Annotated in this window: 17 protein-coding genes and 1 pseudogene; 4 read left to right on the top strand and 14 right to left on the bottom strand. The window is 36.3% G+C overall.

All coding sequences use genetic code 11. The annotated features are described in order from the left end of the window. The 4 genes from ACQKNI_RS17125 to ACQKNI_RS17110 all read right to left on the bottom strand — a co-directional run. The coding region (locus ACQKNI_RS17125; protein ID WP_427282514.1) for a Cna B-type domain-containing protein at positions 1-1,756 on the bottom strand (1,756 nt) is incomplete at its 3' end. A 561-nt stretch (positions 1,757-2,317) separates the two neighbouring features. After that, positions 2,318-3,874: a fatty acid--CoA ligase gene (locus tag ACQKNI_RS17120; RefSeq protein ID WP_088232450.1), complete on the bottom strand. Its 1,557-nt coding sequence runs from the start codon at positions 3,872-3,874 to the stop codon at positions 2,318-2,320. A 572-nt stretch (positions 3,875-4,446) separates the two neighbouring features. Beyond that, the gene (locus ACQKNI_RS17115) at positions 4,447-5,937 is read right to left on the bottom strand and encodes a coproporphyrinogen III oxidase (protein ID WP_141552208.1); all 1,491 of its coding nucleotides are present in this window, start codon (positions 5,935-5,937) and stop codon (positions 4,447-4,449) included. Between the two features lie 244 nt (positions 5,938-6,181). Further along, positions 6,182-7,054: a Cof-type HAD-IIB family hydrolase gene (locus tag ACQKNI_RS17110; RefSeq protein WP_088232448.1), complete on the bottom strand. Its 873-nt coding sequence runs from the start codon at positions 7,052-7,054 to the stop codon at positions 6,182-6,184. 134 nt (positions 7,055-7,188) lie between these two features. Here ACQKNI_RS17110 and ACQKNI_RS17105 point away from each other — a divergent pair, with 134 nt between their 5' ends. Then, on the top strand, positions 7,189-7,803 hold the full coding sequence (locus ACQKNI_RS17105) for a DNA-3-methyladenine glycosylase (protein WP_088232447.1): 615 nt from the start codon (positions 7,189-7,191) through the stop codon (positions 7,801-7,803). A gap of 197 nt (positions 7,804-8,000) precedes the next feature. Here ACQKNI_RS17105 and ACQKNI_RS17100 read toward each other — a convergent pair. The 4 genes and pseudogenes from ACQKNI_RS17100 to ACQKNI_RS17085 all read right to left on the bottom strand — a co-directional run. Next, a pseudogene (locus ACQKNI_RS17100) lies at positions 8,001-8,231 on the bottom strand (glycosyltransferase); the annotation flags it as partial. A gap of 23 nt (positions 8,232-8,254) precedes the next feature. Then, on the bottom strand, positions 8,255-9,334 hold the full coding sequence (locus ACQKNI_RS17095) for a glycosyltransferase (protein ID WP_088232446.1): 1,080 nt from the start codon (positions 9,332-9,334) through the stop codon (positions 8,255-8,257). A 266-nt stretch (positions 9,335-9,600) separates the two neighbouring features. Further along, positions 9,601-9,957 carry a YlbF/YmcA family competence regulator gene (locus ACQKNI_RS17090; protein WP_016089162.1) on the bottom strand — a complete coding sequence of 119 codons (357 nt, stop codon included), beginning with the start codon at positions 9,955-9,957 and terminating at the stop codon, positions 9,601-9,603. Between the two features lie 143 nt (positions 9,958-10,100). Then, positions 10,101-11,237 carry a DUF445 domain-containing protein gene (locus tag ACQKNI_RS17085; protein ID WP_427282513.1) on the bottom strand — a complete coding sequence of 379 codons (1,137 nt, stop codon included), beginning with the start codon at positions 11,235-11,237 and terminating at the stop codon, positions 10,101-10,103. Positions 11,238-11,366: 129 nt separating this feature from the next. On the opposite strand from ACQKNI_RS17085, the gene ACQKNI_RS17080 reads away from it, so the two are divergent. Next, on the top strand, positions 11,367-12,419 hold the full coding sequence (locus ACQKNI_RS17080) for a YheC/YheD family protein (protein ID WP_427282512.1): 1,053 nt from the start codon (positions 11,367-11,369) through the stop codon (positions 12,417-12,419). A 20-nt stretch (positions 12,420-12,439) separates the two neighbouring features. Next, a complete protein-coding gene (locus ACQKNI_RS17075) occupies positions 12,440-13,897 on the top strand; it encodes a YheC/YheD family protein (RefSeq protein ID WP_427282511.1) in 1,458 nt (485 codons plus the stop codon). Positions 13,898-13,916: 19 nt separating this feature from the next. On the opposite strand, the gene ACQKNI_RS17070 is transcribed toward ACQKNI_RS17075, so the two are convergent. Continuing rightward, positions 13,917-14,162, bottom strand: coding sequence for a hypothetical protein (locus ACQKNI_RS17070; RefSeq protein WP_088232442.1), 246 nt, complete (start codon positions 14,160-14,162; stop codon positions 13,917-13,919). A gap of 447 nt (positions 14,163-14,609) precedes the next feature. Between ACQKNI_RS17070 and sasP the strand changes: the two genes are divergently transcribed. Further along, the gene (gene sasP, locus ACQKNI_RS17065) at positions 14,610-14,813 is read left to right on the top strand and encodes a small acid-soluble spore protein, SasP family (protein ID WP_000013349.1); all 204 of its coding nucleotides are present in this window, start codon (positions 14,610-14,612) and stop codon (positions 14,811-14,813) included. Between the two features lie 50 nt (positions 14,814-14,863). On the opposite strand, the gene ACQKNI_RS17060 is transcribed toward sasP, so the two are convergent. From ACQKNI_RS17060 to ACQKNI_RS17040, 5 genes are all read right to left on the bottom strand, one after another. After that, the gene (locus tag ACQKNI_RS17060; RefSeq protein ID WP_088232441.1) at positions 14,864-15,598 is read right to left on the bottom strand and encodes an amino acid ABC transporter ATP-binding protein; all 735 of its coding nucleotides are present in this window, start codon (positions 15,596-15,598) and stop codon (positions 14,864-14,866) included. 28 nt (positions 15,599-15,626) lie between these two features. Further along, the gene (locus tag ACQKNI_RS17055; protein WP_088232440.1) at positions 15,627-16,325 is read right to left on the bottom strand and encodes an amino acid ABC transporter permease; all 699 of its coding nucleotides are present in this window, start codon (positions 16,323-16,325) and stop codon (positions 15,627-15,629) included. Further along, the gene (locus ACQKNI_RS17050) at positions 16,312-17,109 is read right to left on the bottom strand and encodes an amino acid ABC transporter substrate-binding protein (RefSeq protein ID WP_088232439.1); all 798 of its coding nucleotides are present in this window, start codon (positions 17,107-17,109) and stop codon (positions 16,312-16,314) included. The genes ACQKNI_RS17055 and ACQKNI_RS17050 overlap by 14 nt, the downstream gene beginning before the upstream one ends. 288 nt (positions 17,110-17,397) lie before the next feature. Next, positions 17,398-19,398: an ABC transporter ATP-binding protein gene (locus tag ACQKNI_RS17045; RefSeq protein ID WP_427282510.1), complete on the bottom strand. Its 2,001-nt coding sequence runs from the start codon at positions 19,396-19,398 to the stop codon at positions 17,398-17,400. After that, positions 19,395-21,155 (bottom strand): ABC transporter ATP-binding protein, encoded by a 1,761-nt coding sequence (locus tag ACQKNI_RS17040; RefSeq protein ID WP_427282509.1) that lies wholly within the window; start codon positions 21,153-21,155, stop codon positions 19,395-19,397. The genes ACQKNI_RS17045 and ACQKNI_RS17040 overlap by 4 nt, the downstream gene beginning before the upstream one ends. Between the last annotated feature and the right edge of the window lie 348 nt (positions 21,156-21,503).

The raw sequence follows: 21,503 nt of genomic DNA, 5'->3' as shown, positions 1-21,503 counted from the left end.
CCGGTTCTTCTGTCACCTTTGGTGCTTCCGGTTTTACTGACTCTTCCAGTTCTTCTGTTGTTTCTTCTTCAATCTTTTCTTCTTCTGGTTTCACCCAGATTTCCGGTTTGTCTGTTACCTCTGGTTTCTCTGACTTATCCGGCTCTTCTGTCACCTTTGGTGCTTCCGGTTTTACTGACTCTTCCAGTTCTTCTACTGTTTCTTCTTTACCTTGCTCTTCTACTTCTGTTGCTTCATGGATCTTTACATTTGTAATATCATATCCATTAACTTTCGACTGATATCCCGATACAGGTTGTTCTTTCACTTCATACTTATGAGCTTTTCCTTCAATATCAACTGCTGGTAAATTTTCAAACTCATATTTCCAACCATTTGCCGCAGTAACTTCTTTCGTTGCAATAACTTTACCATTTTGCAGTAAATCTACTTTAATGTTTTCTGGACGATCGTTTACTTTGTCGTCTTTCCACGTTTTCGTTCCTATAACAGATGTAGTTTTTAACTTATTTGGGATCATAAGTTTTATTCCGTTTACATCATCCTTCTTAATTGTGAAAGGAATTTTGGCTTTCGGATCAAACTCTACGTAGTTCGGGGCAGAAATTTCTTGCACATAGTAATTGCCTGGAGTAAGATTCGGAGCTTCAACTATTCCTTCTTCATTTGTTGTATAAGTGCCACCAATTTTCTGTCCTGACTCTGTATACAATTCAAAAGAAACACCTGGGATAACTTTCCCTTCGTTTCCTTCAATATGCTTAACAATTTGCAGCGTTCCTTTCGCAGGTAAATCCCCTTCAGCTCCGCCGCCAAATGATATATTTTCAACCTTTACACTATTAGATTCTGAAATAGGTTTCTCATATAAAATTTGATAATCAAGTTTATAGTCATTCTGTAAATGTTTTAACTTCTTCCCACTATCAGTAATAGTTGACGTGTAGAAAACAGTAAAGGAATTAGCGTTCCCCATATGTCTATAAATTACAACTTCAAATGAATTATCACCAGTAAACTTAATATATCCATAACCTCGCTGTTGAAATTGCTCAAGAGACAAAGATTCTTTATTATTAATAGTTATCTTAAAACTATCTTTATTAAGCATTTGTCCTTCTTGTAAAGTATCTTTCAAAACAATATTGTCATGTAAATATTGTTTCTTTAAATTGAAATTTAAAAACCAACGTACTTCATCACTTTTGTTTGGCTGAATATCACCAGCTTTATAGAAAAAGATTCCCGGTTCTGTACCTCCACCTTTCGGGTGTGTAACACTTACCGTTTGTTTTTCTAAATTTGTTCCTAAATTCGTTTGTACATCTTTCGTTTTTCCTGATTCTACATTCGTACCTTGAACAGTGAAATTAAAGTTCCCTCGAATATTTTCAAGCTTCTCTACTGTATCGTTAAATGTACAAACTACATTATTTGTATTAATCTGACACGTACCAAAAACACGTCCTGATTCATCCTTTAATGCAATCGTGCCACTATAGCCCATTAATTCTGGAGGAAGCGATAGTGTTAATGTGTCCCCTGACTTCATTTTCTTTCCAGGTTTTTCACTAAAGTTTACATGTATACTAGTCTTTTCCCCATAATTTAATTTTGTTTTTTCAAATGTAAAACTATCAACAAATCCTGCCGTGTTTAACTCTTGAGCATGCCCTATGATAGGCAGAAAAACCTGCCCAATTATAACGGTAAAAATAAAACAAATTACAGATATTCTTTTTAAATATGTACTCATAACGCCTCCAATTTTAATTGTCATTTTGTTTTGTTGTTAAATCTTCTCTACCCTAAACCACCTAAAAAAGAGTTCCGACTAAAAAATATTTGCAGCATCAAACGATCTTTAATCATGTAACATACAGCGATAAAACAACACGATTCATTAACCATTCACTTACTTAGCCATATTATTCCGCTATACGTCTTTTTTGGGCAGCCAACAATAAATATTAATACTTATAAAAATATATTACAAGACTAGTTATCTAAATTATTTTTTGTTACTATGTTAGTAGTAACCATTTTTACTAGATGACTGCTTTATTCATAAGGTCATCTGATGACCAACTATCTTTCTTTTCCAATATGTCCCCAACATTCTCCCCCAATTTATTTATTCAACTCATACTAAAATATGAATATATTTCATAATCACAAAACACTTCTATTCAAAACATAAAATAAAATGTATATATTTTTTTAACCAAACTACCTCACTTGATCATTCTAAAAAAACAAGGCTATCTCTCCTTGTTAAGAAAGATAGCCTCGTTTATATACGTAACCACTCTACCACTTACTTTTTCGCGCCTTTCAACGACTCTCTTAGTACAAATTTTTGTAATTTCCCACTCGCATTACGAGGAAGTTCATCCACAAATAAATAATGACGTGGACGTTTATAATCTGCTAATTCATCACTTTCTTTGCAATATGTTTCTAAATCAACTTCTGTTATTGTTTCATCTTTCTTCACAACGACCGCAACAACACGCTCTCCCCATAGTTCATCTGGCTCACCAAGTACTGCAACATCTAATACACCAGGATGGCTATGAAGGAAATCTTCAATTTCACGAGGATAAATATTAACTCCGCCACTAATCACCATATCATCTACGCGATCTGCAACGAATAAATAGCCGTCTTTATCGAAGTAGCCTAAATCACCTGAATGATACCATCCTTTATACATCGATTTTGCATTTGCTTCTTCACGGTTATGATAGCCAGCCATCATAGTTGGACCTCGTAAAATAATTTCTCCTACTTCATAAGGAGGCAATACATCATCTGGTTCTGCCGGTGCATCTTCATTCGGTTTTACAATACGAATTTCATGACTAAAACACGGCGTCCCCGCTGAACCAGCTTTCGTAATTTGATCCTCTTCTACTAGAAATGCAACAACTGGTCCCATTTCTGTCATTCCATATATTTGAACAAGATCAATATAAAGACGTTCTTTACATTCCTTCACCAGTGCTGGTGCCATTGCAGCCCCGCCATAAACACCGATCTTCATCGAAGTTAAATCATACTGTGCTAAATCTTTTTGCAGTAACATATTCCACATCGTCGGTGCTGCAAAGAAAGTTGTGATCTTCTCTTCTTGAATAGTATGTAATACTGTTTCTGTATCAAAATGATGTAAAATAACATTCTTTCCGCCAACTTGAATGCGCGGGATAATTCCAGCGTTTAACTCACCGCAATGATATAAAGGTGCTACTACAAGCCCAACGCTATCTCTATTATATTTTATAAAATACGTACAAATCATACTATGCTCCGCCATATCACGATGACGATGCAACACGCCTTTCGGATGACCAGTCGTACCGCTCGTATAAAGCATAGAACAATAATCCATTTCATCGACTACAATATCTACTTGTTCAGCTGATGCTTCATTTACTTTTTCATGGTAAGAACTAGCATAGGAAGGTGTATCGTCTTCTACATACCAAAAAGACGAATTCGGAAAATCTCGTTCAATCATAGCAACAGTTGATTCAACTGCTTTTTCAAAGACAACTACTTTCGAGGCTGCATCTTGGAGGATATACGATAATTCTTTTGCTTTTAAGCGGAAATTAATCGGGTTAAAGATCGCCCCAATTTTCGCACAGGCTAAGTAAACGTTTACAAATTCACGACAGTTATATAAGTAAACAGATACACAATCTCCCTTTCTTACCCCTTCTTCTAATAGGGCGTGCGCCGTTTTATTTATTTGTTCATCCCACTGTTTATATGTCCAGCGAATATTTTTTTCCGGTTCCACTAACGCCTCTTTATTCGGATACTTACCAACAGCTAAATCGAAAATTCTCCCTATCGTCATGTACATGCCAACATTTTCCCCCTTTTCTCTTTCATAATTCTATCATTTCGTCTATAAGTAGACATTGTCCTCTAATAATTTGACTAATTTTTCTGATTATTATCGACATAATTTTACAAACGACGTTACTTTTTCATCCACTTCTTGGGAAGTGAAATTATATCGGCGATTTTCCGGATATATCGACCGCAACTCCATTTATATCAGCGATTTTTTAAATATATCGATCGCAACTCCATTTATATCAGCGATTTTTTAAATATATCAACCGCAACTCCATTTATATCAGCGATTTTTTAAATATATCGACCGCAACTCCATTTATATCAGCGATTTTTTAAATATATCAATCGCAACTCCATTTATATCAGCGATTTTTTAAATATATCAACCGCAACTCCATTTATATCAGCGATTTTTTGAATATATCGATCGCAACTCCATTTATATCAGCGATTTTTTGAATATATCGACCGCAACTCCATTTATATCGGCGATTTTTCGAATATATCGACTTACCGACAAAAACTGACAACATAAAGAAGAGACTGTTCCAAATCGGAACAGTCTCCACCTCCTTACACAAATAGCTCTTCTAATATTTTCAGCTTATCTTCTGTATATTTCACAAAGCCATCGTTATATGATTTTGGATCTTTCGGATTCGCAAAGTGCGTAATTGCACCTGTCTTCGGATGAACGAACTTACTTGAAGCACCGCATCCAAGTCCGATAATCGATTGTACTTCTTCCATAATCACAATGTTGTAAATACTTTCTTGCGTCGGAATCGCATAACCAACGTTTTCTAAGTTACCTAAAATATTCTTTTGACGGTATAGGTAATATGGTACGTAATTATGCTTTTGCGTCCATTCTTCTGCTTCGTGCATCATCGCTGTAATTTCTTCGCGACCTGCTACTTTATATTTACGTTTGTTTTGCGTCATTTCAGAAGCACGTTTAAATGATAACGTATGAACTGTTAATGATTCTGGCATTAACTTTTCTGTTTCATCTAACGTGTGTTTGAAGATTTCTAACCCTTCACCAGGAAGGCCAATAATTAAGTCCATATTAATATTGTTCATTCCCATTTCACGAGCTAAATGATACTTCTCAATTGTTTCTTCTACAGTATGATGACGTCCAATTGCTTTTAGTGTTTCTTGATGGTATGACTGCGGATTAATACTAATACGGTCAATATTCCATTTATTTAACACTTCTAACTTCGCTGGCGTAATCGTATCTGGGCGACCTGCCTCAACTGTTACTTCACGCACGTTTTCCACATCTGGGAACGCTTCATACATTTCTTCATACAGCATATCCATCTCTTCTGCTGTAATACTTGTCGGTGTACCGCCGCCGTAATAAATCGTCGTAACTTTTACACCTTTTTCTTTTAAAAACTTACCAATTTCACGAACTTCATAATGTAAACCGCCTAAGAATGAATCAACTGATCCTTGGCGTCCATTAATTGCGTAAGCCGGGAATGTACAGTATGCACATTTCGTCGGACAAAACGGAATACCGATATAAATACTTACTTCCTCTTTCAAGCGGTATAAATCCGGAACAACCGCTAATTGGCAATCAACAATACGCTGAAGAAGTTCAATTTTCTCTTCATGAATTAAATAGCTTTCACGAAGTTCTTGGTGCGCTTCTTCTTTTGACATACCATTTTGAAGCATTTTGTGAAGAAGTTTCGTTGGACGTACTCCTGTTAAAATACCCCAGCTTTGTTCAAGTCCCGTTAACTGCTGAAGGACAGAAAGATATACATAAGAAACAACGTGTTTCACTTGCTTCATACGCTCTTTTTCATCTGTAAAAGCAGATAAATCTTTCGCGAATGTTTCTTCATACACATTTCCAGTAGCCACATCCGTTAAACGAGCTGATGCTTTCACATTATCTTCAATGTGAATATCTACGATAAGATTTGCTTCCTCTTGTTCAAATCCAATCGTACTATCTTCAAAAAATAAGCCGCCAATATTTTGTAGCGGACGTAAAAAACGATCATCTTGTAACGTTTTAATTGAAATTAACAACATTATCACCTTTTCATTTGCAAACTCTCTTTAGTTTACTTGAAGGGCGTTTATAGGTCAATACAGAAGCTTTTACCTTATTTCTACATCCTATTTACCACTTATTGAATGTTGATTCTTTACGCATATCCTCTATTATAAATGACTCTTGTTACAATTTAGAACGTATCGTAAGACATAAGCAGCTGCATCTTTTAATCAAATGCTTAAACACAAAAAAACGTAGCCAAAAAGCTACGTTTTCCTTTTATCGTCTCGGTGTATTTTTATGATTTTTCAAAAACGGAAGCGGGAATTGCTTACGGAAGTGTTCTTTAATCATATACTCTACACCATTCTCACTATTTGAACGTGTAACCCAATCTGCAGCTTTCTTTAATTCTACAGGTGCGTTCCCCATAGCTACCCCGAGTCCTACATTTTCAATTATTTCTAAGTCTTCCATACTATCCCCAATCGCCACCATTTCATTTAGCGAAATATTTAAATGCTCTCCAAGCAATTGTAATCCACGTAATTTTGATACATTTAGCGGTAAAATCTCTACCCGTTTTGAATCACACTCCACATACTCTATATCTTTGAACGCTTTTCGGAGTGTATTTAGCCCTCTTTCTTTTTCACCGTTACTATGGAAAATCACATCAATTTTTGGCGCTGCTACTGGATGATCACGAAGCGCATCACCTAACGAATCTACAAATTGAACTGGATAAAATAACGGATCTGCGCTTGATAATACAGTACGCGCAATTATGTTTGGTGTATTTCTTTCACGATTTCCTATCGAAAACCGTTCATGCGAAATACGTACGTTACAATCAAAGTGCTCTAATACTTGCACAATGTTAAACGTCTTCTCTTCGGATAATCTTCTTTGAACGTACGGCTTATCTAACGTTGCTGAAACGAAAGCACCACCATGTGTCACTAATATAGAATCTAATTTTAACGCCTTTGCTACTTTATGAGCGGACTGAAAATTACGGCTCGTAAATAATGTAACGTATACATCTTTTCTTTTCACAAATTCAATTGTTTCGCGTAATCCTTTTGCGATTTTACCGTTGTTGTATAGTAGTGTCCCATCTATATTAAGAGCTAGTAAGCGATAAATCATGTCGCACTCCCCCTCTTCGCTGTTGTACTCTATCCATAATTTATGAAATAAATGTAGCAAATAGAACGAGTTAGAATTACTACTGAAAATTTGGTTTACTATATACATATACACTTAGCAAAGGAGATAGTACAATGCAAGCACCACCTTCCTTTTATGAAGGCGATACGTTAAAAGTCGCAAAAAAGTTACTCGGACAAAAACTTGTACATGTTGTAGATGGAATAAAACGAAGCGGCATCATTGTAGAAGTGGAAGCATATAAAGGACCAGATGATAAAGCCGCACATAGTTACGGCGGCAGACGAACGGATCGTACAGAAGTTATGTTTGGCGCGCCTGGGCATGCTTACGTATATTTAATTTACGGTATGTACCATTGTTTTAATGTCATTACAGCGCCAGTCGGCACCCCGCAAGGTGTTCTCATTCGTGCACTTGAGCCTGTAGATGGGCTAGAAGAAATGAAACGAGCGCGCTACAACAAAACCGACATTACAAAAGCGCAGTACAAAAATTTAACAAGCGGTCCTGGCAAGCTATGCCGTGCACTTAGCATCACTTTAGAAGAACGCGGTGTATCATTACAAAGTGATACGTTGCATATTGAATTAGTTCCAGAAGAAGAACATATGTCATCACAATATAAAATAACAGCAGGACCTCGTATAAATATTAACTATGCAGAAGAAGCTGTGCATTATCCGTGGCGATTTTATTATGAGGGACATCCTTTTGTTTCAAAATAAAGAAGCCATCCTATAAGTCATTAAAACCAACCTTATAGGATCGTTCTTTTTCTGCATACAAAATCGTACGACCCTATATATTTGCAAGTAATCATTTCGTAATTCATTACACGTCAAAAACCGAAATCCAATCTTAGATTTCGGTTTTGTTTCATGGCCAAATACAGTTCCTCTCCAAAGAGAAAATTTTACAAGCATTATTTTTTTGATGCATTATAATGATCCCAATTAAATTTCGACATAATGAAAGTTCCTGTCGGTATTAAAAATTGTAAAATAGGTTGTATGACATGAGGTAATTGCGCTAATAGAATGTACTGGCATTTTTGATCTGTAAATATCTCATGTAACTTGTCATACGCAACAGAGGGTGTAGGAGCTGTCCGATTTAAAAAAGCTGCTGCTTTTTCATTCATTTCCGCCCCAAATCATTATCTATTATTATTAAATACTATTTTTTGAATACACTCTCAAAATATTTTCTATTATATTCAATGCTTGGATTATTAGGTATGAACTTTGCAGCTTCTTCATTGTGATAAATCGCCTTTTCATATTCTTTTATTCGATCATAACAAATACATAATTGAATATGCGGCAACCACGTATGACACTCTTCCCGAACAAATGGAGAATCTTTTGGTCTTGGTCCGTCAATTGCTGCATGGTACCAATATATTGCTTTAGAATATTCGCCTTGTTCCAAAAACACACGTCCTAAGTGACAACACAGTTCTCCTCTCGGAATGTCGTACGTAAAGGATTGTAAACAAGAATCGATAGATTGTTTAAGATTCTCCAAGGCTAAATAACATTCGGCTCTTTTTAAACAAGCTTGAATATTATCTTCAACCCAACCCTTTCCTTCATCTAAAAATTTGGTATACCCCTGAATAGCTTTTTCATATAATCCGTGATCCTTACATTCATTTGCATAATAGTACACATCACGAGGGCTAAATTCTTTTCCACTTTCAAGATGTTTTTCGTACATTTGTAAATTACGATTAGTGTATACTTTTACTTTTTTATGACTTACCCCAATATCACTATTTATAAGGTTTCCATACACCTCTAAATATTCGTGAATAAATCCATGCCATTGAAAATTTCTACTTCTTTTGACTAATCGATATCTCCTTAACGAATGTGTTGGTTTTCCTTCTGCATCAAAAGCTAAGTAATAATTCATAGATACTGCATCCGTACTACGATGTAACGTATTTTTTAACTGCAAGAATTTCTTTCCATCCTCCGTAGCTATTATGTCATCTGCGTCTAGCCAAAGAATATATTCTTTTGTAGCTTTAGAAAACGCAAAATTTCGTGCTGCTGAAAAATCTTCAATCCATTTAAAATCATATATTTTCGCATCATACTTCTGCACAATTTCTTTTGTAGCATCTGTGGAACCTGTATCTACAATAATAATTTCATCCGCAATACCTTTGATCGATTCTAAGCATCTTGCTATCGTTTGTTCCTCGTCTTTTACAATCATACATAAACTAATAGTAATGGAGTTTCCCATCATATCCCCCCTATCCTTTTGATGTATATGTTTAGAGAGAAAATTATATTTCCTTTGCTTTACAGTTGCGTTTTCATTTGGATAGAGGAATTTTATGAGGAGATTACGCAGCAATAAAAAATGCCCTAATCACTAGACATAGTCTAATTATCAGGAGCACTTCAAAATAGATAGCTTTATTGCACAATTCATCCACAATACGTAATGAAGTCTTTTACATACAACTAAACAAAAAAACGCCCCCATAAAAGGAGCGTCTTCCACTATTACGCTTGTTGTTGCGCGTTATATAAATCTTCAAGTGGCTTCATGATAATTTTGTTAACGTCAGTGATAACGATGTTTAAACGTTGCTCAGTTTCCATTAACTTTGTAATTTTAGCATCTTGTTGAATGCGAACTACAACTTCTTGTGCTTGTTGGTTGTCTTCTTCAGTGATTTCTTGACCTTGCATCATTTTTTGTTGTAGGCCAAGTTGCATTGTGCGGAACTCATCGAATAAGTTCTTTGACGCTGCATCAGCTTGTACTGCTGCGTAACTTTCTTTTAAAGTTTTGAAGTCTTCGTTTTCAGCGATTGCTTTTTGTAATTCATATGCAACATCATGAATGTTTTTTGTCATTTTATTTTTCCTCCTTTAGAAGGCTCGTGCTTTTCGTACGCACTGCCTTTTAAGTACGTTTTCATACGCACCTCTTCTTACCATATCAAACTATGCGAAAGATGTGAAGGAATTTCACTTTTATTTCTATGTATATGCCTTTATTACCTAAGAACTAGAAGTAACAACCCTTGCACGAGTCCGATCATGCCGCCTAATAATGCCCCTAAATACGTAATCATTTTCAGTTCATTTTTCGTAATGGACAGAACTAGGTCTTCTAGTCTTTCTGTTGAAAATGTAGATACTTCTTGCTGGACAATTTCCGCGAGATGTAGATTGTTTAGTATGCTCTCTACATTTTCTGTTCCCCACTTCAAACCTTTTTGCACTAAGCCCGGAACCACCTTTTCAATGATTGTTTCTCGAACCGGCTCACATACTTGCTGAACAGACTGATTTAAAAATGTACTCACTGTTTCTTCTACTTTAATTGCTGACAGCACGGAGCTTACAATCATTTCTTTCTCTACAAATACTTCTACTTCTTTAACATCTCTTCCTTTTAGCTTTTCCCACTCTTTTTGCAGTACGTCAATTAAAATTTGCTTCGTACCATCTTGGCCTAAAAACTTAATGACTTCTGGCTGCACACGATCTACTACACTTACATTTCCTAAAAACATCCCGACTAAGTTAAGCAGCGTTCCGCGAGAAGCGAAGAAATCATCAATCATTTTTGAAAGACGTGCTTTCCCTTCTTCACTTTCAAAAAATTGAATTCCTCGCTTTAAAATAAACGCTGAGACATTTGGGATTACATGCTCTATTTTTTCATGAACAGAATGAGGTAAAGCTTGTTCCCATGTATATGTATAGTACTCCGCTAAAAATGACTCTATTTTTTCTGTAATCACACGTTCGATTTTCCCGGTTGCTTCTTCTTCTACATGCGCTACATTCCATTTTTCTAACATATGTCGCAGTGACTGTTCATTCGTAATTACTTTATCCACCTCTACTTGTGCCCAGTGAATGAAACTTTTTTGAAATTCTTCATTTGTTAGCTTTTTTCCGATTCCTTCTGGCGTTAACAAATGCTCGACAACCATTTTCCCTAATTGTACAGCAAGCTCATCTCGGCGCTTCGGAATTAACCCCGGCGTAAATGGAACTTGAAACTTCCCGATATAAATAGGACGATGCGGACGAAATAACATTTTTATCGCTAAATGATTTGTGAATCCTCCAATAATCGCTCCGAGCCCTGTCGTCGTTAACATACTTAACCATATATTCATTATAATCAACCTTTCGCTTCTCCAAAACTATAGCATATCATCATACGGACAAAAGTATAATGGTATAAAAACGTATTTGCAATATATAGCTTCGCCTATTATGCAAATGTTTGTAAAGGAGTGATTTCGTTGGTTCTTGGTCTTTTAACTTCTCAAATTCATTATGAGCAAACGTATTACACCGAAATCGCTAAACGCGCTCGGCTTTATCATAATGTCGTTGCCCAGTTTACGCCATTTAGTATTGATCCTAAAACAGACCTTGTTTCTGGTCTTATTTATGATACAGATACAGGAAAATGGAAAGAGCAAACATTCCCGATTCCTTCTTATATATATGATCGTTATTCTTTTCATGAGGAAACAGACTTTGAAAAAGCAAAACCAATTATTCAATCGTTACACAACCGTCCTACAACTACCTTTTTAAATAACACACTCATTGACTTAAGCGAACTACATGATTTGTTTCTCACTAATAAAAAGTTATCTCCTTATATACCAAAATTTGAAATAGCAACGATACAAAATATTTTCAAACTATTATTAAAAACAAAAGATATTATTATACGCCCTACTAATGCACATTCCAATGAAAGTTTGTACCGGGTCGCTTACAAAAATAAAACATTTTATATCGATACAATACATGAAACATATCATACCTCTACTCAATTCAAGCGGACAGATGAATTTATATGTTGGTATAAATCTAACGTACATTCAGCACGTTACATCACACATACGATGCTACAACCACCAAATCAATTAACATACCCACTCCACATTCGAACCATTTTACAAAAAAGTAAAGAACAGACTTGGAACGTTATAGGTCAATTTATACAAACAAGCTCCTTTCCAAATCAATTTTTACTTTCAGCAACAGAAGATTCCTCGTTGCACTCATTTTCAAAAATTAAATATGTACTATCTAGTACTGGCGTTCAACTATTACAAGATGCTTTACATGACATTATAAATGAAGTATTTCAAACACTAGATCGCTCTTACACTTCCTTATTCGAACTAGAGCTTTCCACAATTATGGATGAAAAAGGAGCCATTTGGCTTATGTATGTGAACACAATTCCCCCTTATGAACGTTACATTCGTCATAGTGATGCATTAGCTGAAAAAATCTTTCACGGACCACTAAAGTTTAGCCGGTTTACACCATAGCGAAAGGAGGTAAACTCATTTTGAAAGAGCACATATATACATTAAACATTTCAGATGAACATCCAAATAGTATTACTTTACCTTACGTTTTCTCTATTACACCACCTATTACATCCCTCTCCTTCGGCATACGTCATGTTGCAAGTGAGGATGTAAAAATTCATTATTCCTTTACTCGCGAAATTATGATTGGAAAACATATTGCCGAAAAACTTTTACTCCCTAAGTCCACTACTATTCATGCATTCACACAAAACCAAACGATTATTTTCGGACCATTAATCGGCATTTTCACAACCGGATTCAACGATGACTCACCTATTCCTTTAGGAAATCGATCAACGTCTCTCAGTGAGTTACTGACACCACCATTTACATTACAACCGTTCGTATTCGTCTTTGGCGTTCAACATATAAACTGGGAAGAAGAAACAATTGAAGGATATTTCTTTCAAGAAGGAACATGGCGAAAGAACAAAGTCCCTTTACCAAATGTCATTTACGATCGATTACCAAATCGTAAAGCAGAAAATTATAAACCAATCGTCAGAGCAAAAAGAAAATTAGAACATGACTACGCTATTCCGTGGTTTAACCCAGGGTTTTTTAACAAATGGGAAATTCATCAACTTCTTATGAAAGACGAGTCAATTATGCCCTTATTACCAAACACAGAAGCATTTCAACACTTCGAACAAGTTGAACGATTTCTCGGTACGTATAAATCCATTTACATGAAACCGATACATGGCAGCTTCGGGCGAAACATTCATCAAATATTTTATTCTCAAACAGAAAATTGCTACTACTGTCGTTATCGTGAAAATGAGGAAAATAAACTAAGAAAGTATCAGTCATTAGAAACACTTCTGAACCATGTGTTAAAAGGACATGATTTAAAGAAATTTATCGTGCAGCAAGGTATTTCGTTACTCCGCTTTGACGGGCAACCTGTCGATTTCCGTATTCATACAAATAAAAATCATTTCGGCAATTGGGTAGTCAGTGCCATCGTCGCTAAAATTGCTGGAAAAGGTAGCTTAACGACTCATGTAAATAGCGGTGGTGATACAAAATTACTGCAAGAGCTCTTTCCAGATTCAACGAAACAAGTTCAAATTGAAAATAAATTAAAACAAACAGCCTTGCAAATCAGTTATGCACTTGATAAGCAAGTAACTGGAAACATTGGCGAGATCGGTTTTGATATCGGTTTAGACAACGAGGAAAATCCGTGGCTATTTGAAGCAAACTCTAAACCAGGGCGAACTGTATTTCAAGATACAAAGTTAAAAGAGCAAAGTGAACTGACGCGCCAATTATTTTACGAATATGCCATCTACTTAACTGAACATTCTTTGCGCGATACGAAAGAAAAAATGTCTCAAATGAAATTAGAGACTTCGTCAAACACCGAACATATCCCTTCCCCTATGATTCACTCAAAAATACGAAAACAAAAACTTCCGCCTAAGTAATAAGGTGGAAGTTTTCTATTTACACGAGCTTTACTACAACCTCAGTTTCCACATGACACACACCGCAATAAAAAATATGTTTGCAGTATTCTTGTGAATGATTATGTGCTAAACCATCCACTGCACTTAATAATTCTTGATCCATATACGCACTATAATCGTCTATGTAATCTACAGCCTTTCCATAATCTTGGAGTATACTTTGGCAATTTTGACAAGAATATGTTTGTGATTCTAATGCGTTGCAAAGCGGGCAAATCCCCATCATGATTCCTCCTAAAAATATCGCTTTTTTAGATTGAAGAGAGCATCTAGCCATGCGTAATTGCGGTCAGTTCCTTTTCTGCCCCATTCCTGTTTAAAACAGAACTAGGAAGTTGGTGCCGATTTCATTTTTATTTTAATGAATAAGAAGCTAAGTATTAGCCCCAAAATAGCGGGTTACAAAGAGAAAACTCTATCTCATATCGCTCTTAGTTTAGCCTTCTTTCTTAAAAATACAACGATTACTCTTATTTCATAATTTACGAAATCACTAATATTTTTTTACAAAATTTACAAATTATTATTTCGTATATCTTTCTAGGTAACATCCATACTATGAGTACAAACTTAATTACCGATGGATTAGCGCCAAACGGGGCGATAATCTGGTTCAAATCCAGCTAGTCCAACCAAAAAAACTTTTATACTCTAAGGAGGATATATTCCTATGGCAAACCAAAGTTCTTACAATCAATTAGTAGTACCAGGTGCAACAGCTGCAATCGATCAAATGAAGTACGAAATCGCTCAAGAATTTGGTGTACAATTAGGAGCAGATTCTACGGCTCGCGCTAACGGTTCTGTTGGTGGAGAAATTACAAAACGTCTAGTTGCAATGGCTGAACAAAGCCTTGGCGGATTCCAAAAATAAATATATATGGCAAAAAGGTCTCAAGGCATATGCCTTGAGACCTTCCTTATTTACTGCAACATTTGTAAGAACCTTTTCGTGCGTTCTTCTTTCGGATTTGTAAATACATCTTCTGGTGTCCCTTGCTCGACAACGACACCACCATCCATGAAAATAACACGGTTCGCAATTTGATGAGCAAAACGCATTTCGTGCGTTACAATGACCATCGTCATACCTTCGTTAGCAAGTTCTTTCATAACCTTTAAAACTTCTTGAACTAGCTCAGGATCGAGTGCTGAAGTTGGTTCATCAAATAGTAACACTTCAGGTTCCATCGCAAGCGCGCGAGCAATTCCAACGCGCTGTTGTTGTCCACCTGATAATTGGAATGGATATAAGTCTACTTTATCCGCAAGACCAACTTTTTCAAGGAAATAGTTTGCTTTCTTCTTCGCTTCTTCTTTCCCCATCTTTTTCACTGTAACGAGCCCTTCCATTACATTTTGAAGTGCTGTTAAATGCGGAAATAAGTTATGATGTTGGAACACCATTCCTGTTTGCGTACGAAGATTTACAATATCTTTCTTTGTTACTTTTTGCGAGAAGTCTAGTGATTCCCCGCCGATACGAATCGTACCAGCATTCGGTGTTTCTAGTACGTTAAGACAACGTAAGAACGTCGTTTTACCAGATCCAGATGGCCCGATAATAACAACAACTTCACCCTTCTCAACTGTTAAATCTATATGTTTTAGTACGGTATTATCTCCGAAACTTTTTTGTAAGTGCTGAATTGAAATCATAAAAACAAAAACTCCTTTTGTAAAAGGATTATTTTAACGTATAGCGTTCTGAACGTTTCTCTAACATCTGTTGTATGATTGATAATAAGAAACAAATAACCCAATAAATAAGACCTGCTTCAAAATAAACAATTAAAAACTCATAGTTCATCGCCGCAATCTCCTGCGCTTTTCGGAACATTTCTGTTACTAAAATTAACGATGCTAATGAAGTATCTTTCACTAAGCTAATAAATGTATTCGAAAGCGGCGGGATGGATACACGCGTTGCTTGCGGTAAAATGACACGTTTTAACGCCTGTGGATATGTCATCCCAATTGTGTAAGCTGCTTCCCACTGTCCTTTCGGGATAGAAAGGATAGAAGCACGAATAATTTCAGATGCATACGCACCGACATTTAATGAAAATCCAACAATTGCTGCTGTATATGGCTCAACTTCAATATTAAGAGTTGGAAGGCCATAGAAAATAATAAATAATTGTACAAGAAGTGGTGTTCCGCGAATGATAGATACATAGATACGAGCAATCCATTGTAAAATACGACTACCTGAAATACGTGCAAGTGCTGTTAACGTCGCAAGTATAATCCCGATAATAAACGTAATTAGCGTTAATGGAATTGTCGTAAAAACAGCTTCCTTCAGCATAGGCATGAAGGAAGACTGCATAATATCTATCCAAGTAGACAATCGATCTGAAACTAATGCGCTACTTAGATACATTTTCACCGAACCATTTTTTCGCTATTTTATCGTACGTACCGTCTTTTTTCATATCTTCTAACGCTTTATCTACTTCTTGTACAAGCTTATCGCTACCTTTACGGAATAAGAATCCACTTTGTGAAGCTTCTTTTTCTGTATCTACAATTTTAATTTTTGCATCTTTTTTCGTTTCTAAATAGTTTAGTACAGATAATTTATCATTGATTGTGAAGTCAACACGGCCAGAACTTAATAATTCTGCTGCTTGGCTGAATCCTTCTACACCCTCAATTTCTGCACCGTTTTTCTTAGCGATATCTGCATAGTTACTCGTTAAAGATTGTGCTCCTTTTAATCCTTTTACATCAGCAAATGTAGCAGGCTTATCTTTATCTTTTGCGATAACTAATGCCGCTGAAGATGAAACGTATGGTTGAGAGAAGTCATATTTCTTTTGACGGTCTTCACGAATACCAACTTCGTTTGCAACCATATCGAAACGTTTTGCATCTAATCCTGCAAGTAAGCTATCCCATTGTGTTTCTTTAAATACAGGTTTTACTCCTAAACGTTTTGCAACTTCTTCAGCTAATTCAACATCAAATCCAGTTAATTTATTGCTTGAATCATGGAATGTGAACGGCGGGTATGTACCTTCTGTTCCAATTACAATTTCTCCACTTTGTTTAATCTTTTCTAAAGCGTCTTGACTAGCTGTATCTTTTTTCTCTTCTTTACCGCAGCCAGCTACAATCCCGATTGCTAATGTAGTTACTGCAAGCACTGAAAATAATTTTTTCATGATGGTAATCCTCCAAGTATTCTGATAGGAATTTAAAAACTATATTGATTGTATGCAATCTTGAACAATTTTTCAATGAAAATGTTCTTATTTAGTTTATCCTTTTTCTTCATAATCAAACAAAATAGAAAAATAACGTCACATACAAAAAATAAGTAACATTTTTTAATATAGCATTTATAAAGAAAAAGGTAAAACAATACTTCTTATTTCATCATTATGATTTATCGAAAACCGATATGTTCACCAATACAAAAAGAACTTGCGAAAATCGCAAGTTCTTCCCTATTAAGCACTTTGATTGCCTTCCATTTGCGTTTTATACATATCGTAATAACGCCCGCGCTTTTTCATGAGTTCATCATGAGAACCTTTTTCCAATATCGTACCTCCGTCGAGTACAATAATTTGATCTGCGCTTTTAATAGTTGAAAGACGGTGAGCAATAATAAATGTCGTTCTCCCTTTCTTCACAACTTCCAACGCTTGTTGAATCATCGCCTCAGTTTCTGTATCGATACTGGAAGTCGCTTCATCTAAAATTAAAATGGCCGGATCAAAAGCAAGCGCCCTTGCAAACGAAATAAGCTGACGCTCTCCCGTAGAAAGCGTACTTCCCTTTTCTGTAATTTCTTCATTTATATTGTTCGCAAACCTTTCAGCACCAACATCACGTAACGCCTTTACAATACGCTCTTTTGAAATTTTTTCATTTTCTAAGCTAACATTAGACGCAACTGTTCCGCTAAATAAAAATGGATCTTGCAATACAATACCCATATGCTCACGAATGGCTTGTTTTGGCATCTCTTTTATATCGTGTCCATCAATCGTAAGCTTCCCTTTTTCAAACTCATAAAACTGAAAGAGTACATTCATAATCGAACTTTTCCCTGATCCTGTATGACCGACAAGTGCGACCGTCTCCCCTTGTTTCGCTTCAAAAGAAATGTTTTTTAACACTTCATCTTTTCCATTATAAGAAAACGACACATTATCAAACTTCACATTTCCGTTTAAGCGAGGCATACGTTCTTCTTCTACTGCCTCTCCTTTTTCCTCTAACAATTCGAAAACACGCTCGGATGCAACGCGCGCTTGCTCCAAGTTCGCCAGCTGATTCACCATATTCGTAATTGGCGAGAACAATCTTGTTAAATAATCAACGAACGCATACAATACCCCAAGTGAAATAATACCTGTAGCACTTAATGACGCACCGCCGAAATACCAAATCACACCTGTGAAAGCAATATTTCTTAATACAGACACTAAATTATGCGAAGTTGCTGCATTTAAATTTAAAATTTTATTTTGATATTTAAAGTAATCGCCATTTAATTCTTCAAACTCTTTTTTCGTTTCGTGCTCTTGGCGGAACGCTTGAATAATTGGCATACCTTGAATCGATTCATTCACCGTTCCGTTAATATCAGATAAACGGGAACGCATTTTATGATTGTATACAGACGCATACTTTCTATAAAGAATCGCCCAAACAATTAAGATCGGGATAATTAATAAACAGAACGACGCAAGCTTCACATCGAGTAAAAATAGCGCTGCAAAAATCCCAATAATGTAAATAATACTCGAAACGAATGTGGCCAGCACCGTTACGTACAAATCACGAATGGCCTCTGTATCATTCGTTACGCGCGAAACAATTTTCCCCGCCGGTAAATGATCAAAGTACCGAATTGGCAACGTTTGAATATGAGAGAAAACGTCTTCCCTCATAATTTGAATAATTTTGTTTGCTGCCTTCTGCAAGAAGAACTGCTTTCCATACGCAAACAATGATACGACTACTAATAAAGCAAAATAGCCACCACCAAGTAATAACAGTCGATTTATTTCTGGCTTATAAAACGCAAACACTTCTTCCTTCGTTAATGCTTTCGCTTTATACACTTGTACTGCCTTACCATTTTGAATGGTAATCATATCATCTTTTACAGTACGTGACCCTTCAATATTCACTTTATTCGGTACAAAGTAGTATTGAAAACCGACTTGCATCACGCGCACTTCTTTTCCTTTTGTCTCACCCTTTTCAAAACGATCACTTCGCTTATAAAAGGCACCATTATACGAAACAGCCTCTTCACTCTTTTCTGTTTCATACCAAGGTTTCTCTATCCCAACGATATGATCGTCAATCATCGTTTTCGCGACGAAAGGACCAGCAAGCTCTGCAATGACGAAAATAAATAACATTAGCATCGCTGCAAAAATCGTCCCTTTCACTTTCATCGCGTATTGAAACAATCGCTTTGAAACGCTCATATTTTCACCCCACTATCCGCACTTTCACTTTCACCTTGTTGTCTGTCAAACTGCTCAGCATACCAGCCATTATTTCTAAGAAGCTGATCATGCGTACCCTCTTCTATTACTTCACCTTCATCCATAACGAGAATCCAATCCGCATGTTGCACTGCCGATAAACGGTGCGTCGTAATAATCGTCGTCTTTCCGCTTCTTTCCGTTCTTATATTTTCAATAATTGCTGCTTCCGTACGCGCATCAACAGCTGATAATGAATCATCCAAAATTAAAATTTCTGGATTTTGAATAACAGCTCGCGCAATCGAAATTCGTTGCTTTTGCCCACCTGATAACGAAACACCTTTCTCTCCAACGAGCGTTTCTAATCCTTCAGGTAAAAACTCTAAGTCCTTTTTAAACGCAGCAATTTCAATCGCCTTCTCGAGTTCCTCTTCTGTCGCTTCCCTATTTCCGAATAAAATATTTTCCCTCGCTGTTTTTGAGAATAAAATATGTTCCTGCGGTACATATCCAATCCACCCGAGTACATTTTCATTCGTCATTTTATCTAAAGTCACATCAGAAACTGCAATATCCCCATCTCCAAGCGGATATTGACGAAGAAGCTGACGTACAAGCGTCGTTTTCCCGCTTCCTGTTTTCCCGACAACCCCAAGCGTTTCTCCTTGTTTTAATGTAAAAGAAACCTTTTTTAACTTTTCTTCAGTTGATGAAGGATATGAAAAGGAAACGTCATCAAACTGAATATAGTCCGGCTCTTGTACAAGCTTTGGATTTTTCGGATTCTTAACATCCGGTTCATACGCTAACGTTTCATTCACACGGTCTAGCGACGCATTTCCTCTTTGCATAACATTGATTAACTCACCAATTGCAAACATCGGCCAGATCATCATCCCTAAATACACGTTGAAAGAAACGAGTTCCCCAAGCGTCACCTTTGATTGAAATACAAGATATGCACCATACACTAAACCGATTAAATAACTCAGTCCGACAAGCATTTTCACAGTTGGTTGGAATAATGCATCGATTCTTGCTACCTTCATATTTTTTTCGTAGACGTCATCTCCTAAATGATGAAATCTTCCTTCATCTGCATTCTCTTGTACATACGCACGAATAACGCGCACGCCAGCGATCGATTCCAGTACTTTATCGTTCATATCACCAAACGCATCTTGCGCAACTGTAAATCTTTCATGCAATTTCTTTCCATATATATTCATCGCATATGCCATAATCGGAAGCGGGATAAGTGCCGCGAATGTAAGCTCCCAACTAATTGTAAACCCCATCATACAAACGATTGTAAGCATATATAAACTAGAATCAACGAGCGTCAATATACCAAAGCCCGCTGTCATAGCGATTGCTTTTAAATCGTTCGTTGCTCTCGCCATTAAATCGCCAGTACGATTTTTTTGATAAAACGTCGGCGTCATTTTAAGTAAATGCCCCATAAATTTAGAACGCATCGTCTTCTCAAGTACGAATGCACCACCAAACAATTGATGTTGCCAAACGAAAGTAAGACCATATCCAACTATCGTGACCCCTATTAAAATAAGAATAGATTGTATAATTGCTTCGTTCGATAACGTTCCTGTTTTTATATTATCAATCGTAACCCCTAACACTTTCGGGGGAATGACTTCAACTATATTCACAATTAAAAGAGCCCCAATGGCGATACTATATCTCTTCCAATGTTCTTTAAAAAACCATCTTAACTTTAGTAATACTGAAAACAATGTAATCTCTCCCTTCTCGTTCTCGTTTCACTCTCATTTCGTTATCCACTATCCAAATCCAGCACATTTACATTTCGCAACCCATACAATCTCATCACATTTTTCCACCTTCCAACGATTTTTTCGTAATCCTACAAAGGAAACACGGAAAATAAACAAAAAAAAGCATACCGTCGCTTGACGATATGCAAAAGAAATGCATAAAAGCGTACGTTACGATATACGCAACGTACGCTTCTCATAAGACAAAAAGGTCCTATATATCCGCACGGGTTGCGTAATGATATGAATGTTTTCTGCCATTTAACAGAGCTAAACTCATTACATTTACGATTACAATCATTACGC

It is taken from the genome of Bacillus sp. NPDC094064, assembly GCF_050279585.1.
In the GTDB taxonomy this organism is placed as follows: domain Bacteria; phylum Bacillota; class Bacilli; order Bacillales; family Bacillaceae_G; genus Bacillus_A.
Note: the sequence above shows the minus strand (reverse complement) of the source record. Positions and strands in the feature narration are given on the sequence as shown.

Coding starts and splice junctions, on each gene's coding strand:
- ACQKNI_RS17105 (WP_088232447.1), top strand. CDS start 7,189: ATGCAAGCACCACCTTCCTTTTATGAAGGCGATACGTTAAAAGTCGCA.
- ACQKNI_RS17050 (WP_088232439.1), bottom strand. CDS start 17,109: ATGAAAAAATTATTTTCAGTGCTTGCAGTAACTACATTAGCAATCGGG.
- sasP (WP_000013349.1), top strand. CDS start 14,610: ATGGCAAACCAAAGTTCTTACAATCAATTAGTAGTACCAGGTGCAACA.
- ACQKNI_RS17045 (WP_427282510.1), bottom strand. CDS start 19,398: ATGAGCGTTTCAAAGCGATTGTTTCAATACGCGATGAAAGTGAAAGGG.
- ACQKNI_RS17090 (WP_016089162.1), bottom strand. CDS start 9,957: ATGACAAAAAACATTCATGATGTTGCATATGAATTACAAAAAGCAATC.
- ACQKNI_RS17115 (WP_141552208.1), bottom strand. CDS start 5,937: ATGTTGTTAATTTCAATTAAAACGTTACAAGATGATCGTTTTTTACGT.
- ACQKNI_RS17060 (WP_088232441.1), bottom strand. CDS start 15,598: ATGATTTCAATTCAGCACTTACAAAAAAGTTTCGGAGATAATACCGTA.
- ACQKNI_RS17095 (WP_088232446.1), bottom strand. CDS start 9,334: ATGGGAAACTCCATTACTATTAGTTTATGTATGATTGTAAAAGACGAG.
- ACQKNI_RS17085 (WP_427282513.1), bottom strand. CDS start 11,237: ATGAATATATGGTTAAGTATGTTAACGACGACAGGGCTCGGAGCGATT.
- ACQKNI_RS17110 (WP_088232448.1), bottom strand. CDS start 7,054: ATGATTTATCGCTTACTAGCTCTTAATATAGATGGGACACTACTATAC.
- ACQKNI_RS17120 (WP_088232450.1), bottom strand. CDS start 3,874: ATGTACATGACGATAGGGAGAATTTTCGATTTAGCTGTTGGTAAGTAT.
- ACQKNI_RS17070 (WP_088232442.1), bottom strand. CDS start 14,162: ATGGGGATTTGCCCGCTTTGCAACGCATTAGAATCACAAACATATTCT.
- ACQKNI_RS17055 (WP_088232440.1), bottom strand. CDS start 16,325: ATGTATCTAAGTAGCGCATTAGTTTCAGATCGATTGTCTACTTGGATA.